The sequence below is a fragment of the Pseudomonas sp. MSSRFD41 genome (genome assembly GCF_014230245.1).
Classification (GTDB): Bacteria; Pseudomonadota; Gammaproteobacteria; order Pseudomonadales; family Pseudomonadaceae; genus Aquipseudomonas; species Aquipseudomonas piscis.
On sequence record NZ_JACKZK010000008.1, the window covers coordinates 159,430 to 168,983 of the forward strand.

The 9,554-nt window shown below is 66.2% G+C and carries 10 protein-coding genes; 8 read left to right on the plus strand and 2 right to left on the minus strand.

Going from position 1 to position 9,554, the window contains the following annotated elements; all coding sequences use genetic code 11:
* Window positions 1-66 precede the first annotated feature (66 nt).
* Window positions 67-522 carry a flavodoxin gene (locus tag H7A76_RS14795; protein WP_185699168.1) on the plus strand — a complete coding sequence of 152 codons (456 nt, stop codon included), beginning with the start codon at window positions 67-69 and terminating at the stop codon, window positions 520-522.
* Here the strand turns inward: H7A76_RS14795 and H7A76_RS14800 are convergent.
* Window positions 503-1,399: a LysR family transcriptional regulator gene (locus tag H7A76_RS14800; RefSeq protein ID WP_185699169.1), complete on the minus strand. Its 897-nt coding sequence runs from the start codon at window positions 1,397-1,399 to the stop codon at window positions 503-505. The genes H7A76_RS14795 and H7A76_RS14800 overlap by 20 nt on opposite strands.
* Window positions 1,400-1,496: 97 nt before the next feature.
* Here H7A76_RS14800 and H7A76_RS14805 point away from each other — a divergent pair, with 97 nt between their 5' ends.
* From H7A76_RS14805 to H7A76_RS14825, 5 genes are all read left to right on the plus strand, one after another.
* Complete coding sequence (locus tag H7A76_RS14805; RefSeq protein WP_185699170.1) at window positions 1,497-1,883, plus strand: CidA/LrgA family protein; 387 nt, start codon at window positions 1,497-1,499, stop codon at window positions 1,881-1,883.
* The gene (locus H7A76_RS14810) at window positions 1,873-2,559 is read left to right on the plus strand and encodes an LrgB family protein (protein WP_185699171.1); all 687 of its coding nucleotides are present in this window, start codon (window positions 1,873-1,875) and stop codon (window positions 2,557-2,559) included. Before H7A76_RS14805 ends, H7A76_RS14810 begins: the two co-directional genes overlap by 11 nt.
* Window positions 2,560-2,702: 143 nt before the next feature.
* Window positions 2,703-3,485 carry a class II aldolase/adducin family protein gene (locus H7A76_RS14815; protein WP_185699172.1) on the plus strand — a complete coding sequence of 261 codons (783 nt, stop codon included), beginning with the start codon at window positions 2,703-2,705 and terminating at the stop codon, window positions 3,483-3,485.
* Window positions 3,485-4,387, plus strand: a complete 903-nt coding sequence (locus H7A76_RS14820; RefSeq protein ID WP_185699173.1) for an alpha/beta fold hydrolase — start codon at window positions 3,485-3,487, stop codon at window positions 4,385-4,387. Before H7A76_RS14815 ends, H7A76_RS14820 begins: the two co-directional genes overlap by 1 nt.
* A gap of 148 nt (window positions 4,388-4,535) precedes the next feature.
* Window positions 4,536-5,447: an SDR family oxidoreductase gene (locus tag H7A76_RS14825; protein ID WP_185699174.1), complete on the plus strand. Its 912-nt coding sequence runs from the start codon at window positions 4,536-4,538 to the stop codon at window positions 5,445-5,447.
* A 488-nt stretch (window positions 5,448-5,935) separates the two neighbouring features.
* Here the strand turns inward: H7A76_RS14825 and H7A76_RS14830 are convergent, their stop codons facing one another.
* The gene (locus tag H7A76_RS14830) at window positions 5,936-6,736 is read right to left on the minus strand and encodes an IclR family transcriptional regulator (protein ID WP_185699243.1); all 801 of its coding nucleotides are present in this window, start codon (window positions 6,734-6,736) and stop codon (window positions 5,936-5,938) included.
* A 167-nt stretch (window positions 6,737-6,903) separates the two neighbouring features.
* Here H7A76_RS14830 and hmgA point away from each other — a divergent pair, with 167 nt between their 5' ends.
* Complete coding sequence (gene hmgA, locus H7A76_RS14835) at window positions 6,904-8,208, plus strand: homogentisate 1,2-dioxygenase (protein WP_185699175.1); 1,305 nt, start codon at window positions 6,904-6,906, stop codon at window positions 8,206-8,208.
* A gap of 3 nt (window positions 8,209-8,211) precedes the next feature.
* Window positions 8,212-9,516 (plus strand): fumarylacetoacetase, encoded by a 1,305-nt coding sequence (gene fahA, locus H7A76_RS14840; protein ID WP_185699176.1) that lies wholly within the window; start codon window positions 8,212-8,214, stop codon window positions 9,514-9,516.
* Window positions 9,517-9,554 lie beyond the last annotated feature (38 nt).

Consider the following 9,554-nt stretch of genomic DNA (forward strand, 5'->3'; position numbering starts at 1 on the left):
GAAGACGGGATTTTACTCCGTAGCTGTTAATATCCCAGGCTTTTAGTCAGCTTCAGGATCAGATTGATGAAAGTCGCCATCCTTTCCGGCACGGTGTACGGCACGGCTGAAGAAGTCGCCCGGCATGCCGCCAAGCTCCTCGACGCCGCGGGCTTCGAGGCCTGGCACAACCCCCGCGCGACCCTGGCCGATGTCCAGGCGTTCGCGCCAGAGGCATTCCTGGCAGTGACCTCGACCACCGGCATGGGCGAGTTGCCGGACAGCCTGCTGCCGCTGTATTCGAGCATTCGCGATCAACTGCCGGCCGCCTGGCGCGGTTTGCCCGGGGCAGTGATCGGCCTGGGCGACTCCAGCTATGGCGATACCTTTTGCGGTGGCGGCGAGCAGATGCGCGAGCTGTTCGCCGAACTGGGCGTACGCGAGGTGCTGCCGATGCTGCGCCTGGACGCCAGCGAGACCGTGACCCCGGAAACCGATGCAGAGCCCTGGCTGGCGGAGCTGGTCAGCGCACTGCGGGGCTGACCGGCTGTTCCCGTAGCAGCGCCAGCCAGGCCTGCGCCGCCTTGGACAAGTAGGCCCCTTCGCGCCAGATGAAGGCAATGTCCCAGCGCAGGGACTCCGGGGCCTTCAGGGTCAGGCGCACCACGCCCGGGCGGACCAGGGCCCGGGCCACCACGCTGGGCAGCAGCACCACGCCCTGGCCCGCCGCCACCAGCGCCGCGAGGAAGTCCGCCTGGCCGCTGCGCCCACCTTCCCTGGGAGTGAACCCCAGCTGCTGGCAGGCCTGGAGCAGGCGGTCGTTGAGCACGAAGCTGCGCTGGTACAGCAGGAACGGGGTGTCGGCCAGTTCTTCCAGGCGCACCTTGGCATTCATCGCCAGCGGATGATCGGCGGGCAGCAGGGCATCCAGCGGTTCGTCGCAGAACGGCTGGTAGGCGAAGGCCGGGTCCTTGGGCGTCAGGCTGCCGCCCAGTTCCAGTTCGCCGCTGCGTACCGCCTGCTCGACATTCAGGCTGCCACCTTCGAGCAAATGCACCTGGATATTCGGATAGCGTCGCCGGTACTCGGCGAAGCGGCTGGCGAACAGCGTATCGCTGCCCAGCATCGGCAGGCCCAGGCGCAACTCGCCGCGGGTCATGTGGCTCAGGTCGTCCAGTTCGCTGAGCAGCTCATTGCGCAGGCGCAGCATGCCCTCGGCCCGTTGCAGCACCACGTTGCCAGCGGCGGTCAGGTGGATGTGCGAGCCCTGGCGCTCCAGCAGCGGCGTGCCCAGACTCTGTTCCAGCTGGGCGACCTGCTTGCTCACCGCCGACTGGCTGATATGCAGGGTCTTGGCGGCCTGGGTGAAGCCGCCCTGGTGGATCACTTCGACGAAGCTGCGCAGTTGCTTGAAATCCATGGTGGGAATTCCAGTTTGGAATGGCTTCCAGTCTAACAATTCGCTTCGGTGATGAAGGGGCTTTTCATAAAATAGTCTCCCAGAGGACCGAACCACCATGAACATTTCCCCCTTGAAACGCTTAGGCCGCCTGCTGTGCGAGCTGGCGGTGCTGCTGGCCATCTATTTTCTCGGCTGCCAACTGGCTACCTGGCTGCCCTGGCCGATTCCCGGCGGGGTCATCGGCCTGGCCATGTTGTTGCTGGCCTTCGCCCTGGGCTGGGTCAAGCCGGCAGCCCTGCAACTGGGCGCTGGCCTCTTGATGGCGGAGATGCTGCTGTTCTTCATCCCGGCGCTGATGAGCCTGCTGGACTACGGCGGCCTGCTACGCCAGGACGGCTGGCGGATCCTGCTGGTGATCGGCGTCAGCACCTTGCTGGTGATGCTGGTGACCGCGCTGACCGTGGAGCTGGTGTGCCGCTGGAGGATGCGCCATGAAGCTTGAGGCGATGCCGATGTTCTGGCTGGCGCTGACCTTCGGCGCCTATCTGTTCAGCCGCTGGATCTACCGGCGCACCGGGCGCTACCTGTTGTCGCCGCTGATCCTGGTGCCGACGCTGCTGCTGGCGGTCGCGGTGCCGTTGCACACCGCCTACGCCGAGTATGCCGCCAATACCCACTGGCTGATGCTGGTGCTGGGCCCGGTGACCGTGGCCTTCGCCATTCCCATCTGGCAGCAGCGCCAGTTGCTGATGCGCCATTGGTCGGCATTGCTGCTGGGCATGCTGGCCGGTAGCGCGGCCTCCATCGGTAGTTCTTTCGGCCTGGCCCGGCTCCTGGCCCTGGACAGCTCGGTGACCCTGTCGCTGGTGCCTCGCTCGATCACCACTCCGTTCGCCATGCCCCTGGCCCATGACCTGGGCGGCGTGCCCGAGCTGACGGCGGTATTCGTGATGTTCACCGGGGTCTTCGGCGCCATGCTCGGCGGCGTGCTGTTACGTTGGCTGCCCCTGCGCAGCGCCCTGGCCCGGGGCGCGCTGTTCGGGGTCGGCGCCCATGGCGCCGGGGTCAGCCGGGCCCACGAAGTCGGTGGCGAGGAGGGCTCGGTAGCGGGACTGGTGATGGTGCTCACCGGGCTGTTGAACCTGTTCGCCGCGCCTTTGCTGGCGTCGTTGCTTTGAGGTGAAGGCGCCGTGGCGCGGCTCGGTCGCCGGCTGACCCGTTCGGTCATCAAGCTGGCTGCCAAGGCGACTCCGTGGTGCGCCAGGGGTGTCTAGACTGCGAGGGTCCTCCTTCCAATAAAAGCCAACATGAGGTCCCTGCCGTGAGCCTAGCCCCCGTTCCATCCACTGCGAGTGTCAAGGACCAGGTCAGCGCCCTGGAATGGCAAACCCGCCAGGACCTGGCCGCCTGTTATCGCCTGGTGGCGATGCATGGCTGGGATGACCTGATCTTCACCCACATCTCGGCCAAGGTGCCGGGCACCGACGAGTTCCTGATCAACCCGTTCGGCCTGATGTTCCACGAGATCACCGCGTCCAGCCTGGTGAAGGTCGACCAGGCCGGCAACAAGCTGATGGACAGTCCCTACGAGATCAACCCGGCGGGCTACACCATCCACAGCGCGGTCCATGCGGTGCGCCACGATGTGCTCTGCGTGCTGCACACCCATACCGCGGCGGGCGTGGCGGTGTCGGCGCAGCAGCAGGGCGTGTTGCCCATCAGCCAGCAGTCGCTGTTCGTCCTCGCCAGCCTCGGCTACCACCCCTACGAGGGCGTGGCCCTGAACCCCGAGGAGAAGGTCCGGCTGCAGGCCGACCTGGGCGACAACAATTTCCTGATGTTGCACAACCACGGCCTGCTGACCTGTGGTGCGAGCATCGCTGACACTTTCCTGATGATGTTCATCTTCCAGCGTGCCTGTGAAATCCAGGTGCTGGCGCAGAACGGCGGTGCCGAGCTGATCGCCATTCCCGCGTCGGTGCTCAGTGGAGCCAAGGCGATGATCGCCGGGGTCACCCGCAGTGCCCAGGGCATGGGCGGGGTGTTGGCCTGGCCGGCCCTGCTGCGCAAGCTCGAGCAACTCGACCCGGGGTACAAAGCCTGATGCCTCTCGCCGAGATTCCCCTGAGTGTCTGGCGTACCCAGGGGCAGGACTTGCAGTTCCGCGGCCAGGCCGTTCGCTACTGGGTGGCCGGGCAGGGCGCGCCGCTGTTGCTGATCCATGGTTTTCCCACCGCCAGCTGGGACTGGCACTACCTGTGGCAACCCCTGGCGCGGCGCTACCAGGTGATCGCCTGCGACATGCTCGGCTTCGGTGATTCGGCCAAGCCCCTGGAGCACGACTACAGCCTGCTGGAGCAGGCGGACCTGCAGCAGGCGTTGTTGGCACACTTGGGGATCGAGGGACCGCTGCACGTGCTGGCCCATGACTATGGCGACAGCGTCGCCCAGGAACTGCTGGCCCGGCATTACGAGGAACGCATCGGGATCGCCAGTTGCGTGTTCCTCAATGGCGGCCTGTTCCCGGAAACCCATCGCCCGGTGCTGAGCCAGAAACTGCTGCTCAGCCCATTGGGCTGGATGCTCGGGCGGATGTTCAGTCGCGAGGGCCTGGCCAGGAACCTGCAGCAGGTGTTCGGGCCGCAGAGCCAGCCCAGCGAAACCGTGCTGGACGACTTCTGGAGCCTGGTGCAAAGCCACCAGGGACCGCGCATCCTGCACAAGTTGATCGGCTATATCCCGCAGCGGCGCCAGCAGCGCGAGCGCTGGGTCGCGGCCATGCAGCAGGGCGAGGTGCCGCTGCGGGTGATCGATGGCGCCCAGGACCCGATCTCCGGGGCGCACATGGTCGAGCGCTATCGCCAGTTGATCCCCCGGCCGGACACCGTGCTGCTGCCGGACATCGGCCATTACCCGCAGATCGAGGCGCCGCGGGCGGTGCTCAAGCACTACCTGGCCTTTCGCGATGCACTACAGGCTCCGGTCAGCCGCGCCGTGGGCTCCTGAACCTTGCGGGGCGCAGCCTCGCTGCGGCCCCGGCTCGACTATCCCGCTGTCTTATCGCGCACCATTCAGCGGCGGCCCTGTTCGTTGTAGGCCCTGGCCGGCTGCCCGACACTCGGGTTCTTGTCCATTGGCCCTGCTGGAGTTCGGTATGAGTGAGTCTGTGCGCTTGGAAGACAAAGTGGTGATCATCACCGGGGCCGGTGGTGGCCTGGGACGGGCCCACGCCTTGTTGTTCGCCCGCCACGGCGCCAAGGTGCTGGTCAATGACCTGGGCGGCTCGGCCCAGGGCGAGGGCGCCAGTGCCTCGGCGGCCGACCGGGTGGTGGCGCAAATCCGCGAGGCGGGTGGCATCGCCGAGGCCAACCACGACTCGGTCACCGACGGCGAGAAGATCGTGCAGAACGCCCTGGATGTCTTCGGCCGGGTCGACGTGGTGGTCAACAACGCCGGGATCCTGCGCGACAAGACCTTCCACAAGATGGACGACACCGACTGGGACCTGGTGTACCAGGTGCACGTCGAGGGGGCCTACAAGGTCACCCGCGCCGCCTGGCCGCACCTGCGCGAGCAGGCTTATGGGCGGGTGATCTTCACCGCCTCCACTTCGGGCATCTATGGCAACTTCGGCCAGTCCAACTACGGCATGGCCAAGCTGGGCCTGTATGGCCTGACCCGGACCCTGGCGCTGGAAGGACGCAAGAGCAATATCCTGGTCAACGCCATTGCCCCCACCGGCGGCACGCGGATGACCGAGGGCCTGATCCCGCCCCAGGTGTTCGAGCAGCTCAAGCCGGAACTGGTCAGCCCGCTGGTGGTGTACCTGGGCAGCGAGCAGTGCCAGGAAACCTCCGGCTTGTTCGAGGTCGGTGGCGGCTGGATCGGCAAGGTGCGCTGGGAGCGCAGCCTGGGCGCCGGCTTCGACCCGCGCCAGGGCTTCACGCCGCAAGACGTGGCGGCCCACTGGCAAGAGATCTGCGACTTCGAGGGCGCGGTCCATCCCAAGGACAACCTCGAGGCCCTCAAGGAGATGATGCAGAACCTGCAAAAATACGCGATCTGATTGCCTCCGGCCGCCGCTTCGAGCGCCTTCTCCCGGGCCATGCCTGGGCCCTGGAGCGGCGGCCGCCGCTACCCTTCACGGGCGTCCTGCCCGGTCATGTTCCCAGGCATAAAAAAGGCCGCTGCAAGGGCAGCGGCCGAAGTAAGACGTTAGATCAAGGAGCTACAAAATCAACGTCAGTGAACCTGGGTGGGCGGCTTGAGTCGAGTCGCTTCAAGCCTGCCGGAATCGGTTGCCGAGAAGTCCTGCACAGCACTTGTCTCGGTGGTGGAGCCAGGCTGTCTGCCGTGACTGCGAAAGAAGAATAAGCCCTGGCCGACCCCGGAAAAATAGCGATTCAGGACAAGGACTGTTACAGACAGAGCAATAGTCGGGGCTGTCGCCAAGTGCGCATCGAAGCTGCTTGCCAGGTGCCAGCCTAGCCATGCAGAAGCCGGCGGGTGGCCTGGGCGGCGGGGCCCAGGCAATGAGCCAGGTGGGGCGCGCGGTTATTCGGCCAGGGGCTGATAACCCATGCGCCAGCTCACCGCACGACAGGCCGCCAGCAGGCGTTGCGCCGCCGGGCCGTTTTCGTCGGCATGGAACATCGAGGCCGGCCCGACCACCGTCAGCACCGCGGCGATCTTGCCGGTGGCATCGAACACCGGCGCCGACAGGGCGTCGACCCCGGGCATCAGCAGCCCATGGATATGGTGCAGGCCGCGCTGGCGGATCTGTTCGGCCAGGGCATCGTGGGCCTGTGTCTCGGCCAGGGCGTGGGAACTGGCCTCGGCCAATTCCTGCTGGCGCAGGTCGAGGGTTTCCCGCTGCGGCAGGTAGGCGTTGAACACCAGCCCGGTGGACGAACTGAGCAGCGGCAGCACCGAGCCCAACTGGGTGACCACGGTCATCGCCCGCACCGCGGGCTCGATGTGCACCACGGTGGCGCCCTGGTTGCCCCACACCGCGAGGAAGCAGGTTTCGTTCAAGTCATCGCGCAGCTCGGCCAGGGGCAGGGCGGCGACTCGCAGCACATCCATGCTGCCCAGGGCCGCCAGGCCCACCCGCAAGGCTTCGCGGCCCAGGCCGTAGTGGTTGGTGGCGGTGTTCTGCTCGGCGAAGCCGCTGGCGATCAGCGCTTGCAGATAGCGATGGACCTTGCTCGCAGGCATTTGCACATGCTCGGCCAGGCGCGAGAGGGACGTGGACGGCGAGAGTTCGGCCAGGGCCTTGAGGATGTCGGTGCCGACCTCGGCCGAGCGGACTTTCTGTTTACCGTTGCTGTCGCTGGTGCTGCGCGGCTTTTCCATGGAGGTGTAGGGGTCCCGTGACAAGTGGCGGTCTTTATAGCTTGACGCTCCTGGGCAATCAAATTACGTTATGCGTAATTGGATTACGACAAAAATAACCCAGGCGTGCCGATAACTCTTGCGAAGGAGTGGTGGGCCCCTGCCTATTCCAACTTCCAGGAGGCTCCATGAACCTCGATTCTTCGGCGTCCGCCCTCAGCTACCAATCCGGCTTCGGTAACGAGTTTTCCAGCGAAGCCCTGCCCGGCGCACTGCCGGTCGGCCAGAACTCCCCGCAGAAAGCCCCCTACGGCCTGTACGCCGAACTGTTCTCCGGCACGGCCTTCACCATGGCCCGCAGCGAAGCCCGGCGCACCTGGATGTACCGCATCCAGCCTTCGGCCAAGCATCCGTCCTTCACCCGTCTCGAACGCCAATTGGCGGGCGGTGACCTGGGCGAAGTGACGCCTAACCGCCTGCGTTGGAGCCCGTTGTCGATCCCGGCGCAGCCGACGGATTTCATCGATGGCCTGGTGGCCATGGTGGCCAACTCGCCGGCGCAGAAACCGGCCGGCATCAGCGTCTACCACTACCGCGCCAACCGCTCCATGGAGCGAGTGTTCTTCAACGCCGACGGCGAGTTGCTGCTGGTGCCCGAGCTGGGCCGCTTGCGCATCGTCACCGAACTGGGCGTGCTGGCGCTCGAACCGCTGGAGATCGCCGTGCTGCCGCGCGGCCTGAAGTTCCGCGTCGAGCTGCTGGACCCGCAAGCCCGTGGCTATATCGCCGAGAACCATGGCGCGCCGCTGCGCCTGCCCGACCTGGGGCCTATCGGCAGCAACGGCCTGGCCAACCCCCGGGACTTCCTGGCCCCGGTGGCCCATTACGAAGACCTGCGCCAGCCCACCGCCCTGGTCCAGAAATACCTGGGCGAACTCTGGGGCTGCGAGCTGGATCACTCGCCGCTGGACGTGGTGGCCTGGCACGGCAACAACGTGCCGTACAAATATGACCTGCGCCGCTTCAACACCATCGGCACCGTCAGTTTCGACCATCCGGACCCGTCGATCTTCACCGTCCTGACCTCGCCCACCAGCGTGCCGGGCATGGCCAACCTGGACTTCGTGATCTTCCCGCCGCGCTGGATGGTGGCCGAGAACACCTTCCGTCCGCCCTGGTTCCACCGCAACCTGATGAACGAGTTCATGGGCCTGATCCAGGGGGCCTACGACGCCAAGGCCGAAGGCTTCCTGCCCGGCGGCGCCTCGCTGCACAGCTGTATGAGTGCCCATGGCCCGGATGGCGAGACCTGCACCAAGGCGATCAACGTCGAGTTGCAGCCAGCCAAGATCGACAACACCATGGCCTTCATGTTCGAGACCAGCCAGGTGCTGCGCCCGAGCCGCTTCGCCCTGGAATGCGCCGAACTGCAGAGCGACTACGATGCTTGCTGGGCTTCGCTGCCCGTCACCTTCAACCCGAATCGGAGATAACCCATGACCTTGTCCACCATCACCCGTAGCTGGGTCGAGTCTGCCAACGGTCACCCCGACTTCCCGTTGCAGAACCTGCCCCTGGGCGTCTTCAGCATCCAGGGCTCGGCACCTCGCAGCGGCGTGGCCATCGGCGAGCAGATCCTGGACCTCGAGGCCGCGCTGGATGCCGGCCTGTTCGAAGGCCCGGCCAAGGCCGCGGTGGAGGCTACCCGTGGTGGCCAGTTGAACGCCTTCTTCCAGCTCGGTCGCCCGGCCCGCGTGGCCCTGCGCGAGCGCCTGCTGGAACTGCTGGCCGAAGGCAGCAGCCTGCAAGGCAAGATCCAGGCCCAGGGGGCGAAGCTGCTGCCCCTGGCCGCCGATTGCCAGATGCATGTGCCGGCCAGGATCAACGACTACACCGACTTCTACGTGGGCATCGAGCACGCGCAGAACGTCGGCAAGCTGTTCCGCCCCGATAACCCCTTGCTGCCCAACTACAAGTACGTGCCGATCGGCTACCACGGCCGGGCCTCGACCATCCGCGCCTCCGGTGCCGACGTGCGCCGGCCCAAGGGCCAGACCCTGCCGGCCGGGCAGAGCGAGCCGACCTTCGGTCCTTGCGCGCGCCTGGACTACGAGCTCGAACTGGGGATCTGGATCGGCCAGGGCAACGAGCTGGGCGAGCCGATCGCCATTGGCGACGCCGCCGAGCACATCGCCGGTTTCTGCCTGCTCAACGACTGGTCGGCGCGGGATATCCAGGCCTGGGAATACCAGCCACTGGGGCCGTTCCTGTCCAAGAGCTTCCTCACCAGCATCTCGCCCTGGGTGGTGACCGCCGAGGCCCTGGAACCCTTCCGCAAGGCCCAGCCGGCACGCCCCGAAGGCGACCCGCAACCACTGCCGTACCTGCTGGACAAGCATGACCAGGCCGCAGGCGGCTTCGACATCGAACTGGAAGTGCTGCTGCTGACCCGGACCATGCGCGAGCAGGGCTTGCCAGCCCATCGCCTGACCCTGAGCAACAGCCAGTACATGTACTGGACCGTGGCGCAGATGGTGGCGCACCACAGCGTCAACGGTTGCCAGTTGCAGGCCGGCGACCTGTTCGGTTCGGGCACCTTGTCCGGCCCGCAGAGCGGCCAGTTCGGCAGCCTGCTGGAGATCACCGAGGGCGGCAAGAAACCGGTCGAGCTGGCCACCGGCGAAGTGCGCAAGTTCCTCGAGGACGGCGACGAGATCATCCTGCGCGGGCGTTGCCGCCGCGAAGGCTTCGCCTCCATCGGCTTCGGCGAATGCCGGGGTATCGTCCAGCCAGCCCGCTAGCAGGCCGTTGAAAAACGTAGGCGAGGCAGCCAGCGCAA

Bases quoted from the DNA above. Each gene is read 5' to 3' on its own strand.
- H7A76_RS14795 (WP_185699168.1), top strand. From the start codon at position 67: ATGAAAGTCGCCATCCTTTCCGGCACGGTGTACGGCACGGCTGAAGAA.
- H7A76_RS14800 (WP_185699169.1), bottom strand. From the start codon at position 1,399: ATGGATTTCAAGCAACTGCGCAGCTTCGTCGAAGTGATCCACCAGGGC.
- H7A76_RS14805 (WP_185699170.1), top strand. From the start codon at position 1,497: ATGAACATTTCCCCCTTGAAACGCTTAGGCCGCCTGCTGTGCGAGCTG.
- H7A76_RS14810 (WP_185699171.1), top strand. From the start codon at position 1,873: ATGAAGCTTGAGGCGATGCCGATGTTCTGGCTGGCGCTGACCTTCGGC.
- H7A76_RS14820 (WP_185699173.1), top strand. From the start codon at position 3,485: ATGCCTCTCGCCGAGATTCCCCTGAGTGTCTGGCGTACCCAGGGGCAG.
- H7A76_RS14825 (WP_185699174.1), top strand. From the start codon at position 4,536: ATGAGTGAGTCTGTGCGCTTGGAAGACAAAGTGGTGATCATCACCGGG.
- H7A76_RS14830 (WP_185699243.1), bottom strand. From the start codon at position 6,736: ATGGAAAAGCCGCGCAGCACCAGCGACAGCAACGGTAAACAGAAAGTC.
- hmgA (WP_185699175.1), top strand. From the start codon at position 6,904: ATGAACCTCGATTCTTCGGCGTCCGCCCTCAGCTACCAATCCGGCTTC.
- fahA (WP_185699176.1), top strand. From the start codon at position 8,212: ATGACCTTGTCCACCATCACCCGTAGCTGGGTCGAGTCTGCCAACGGT.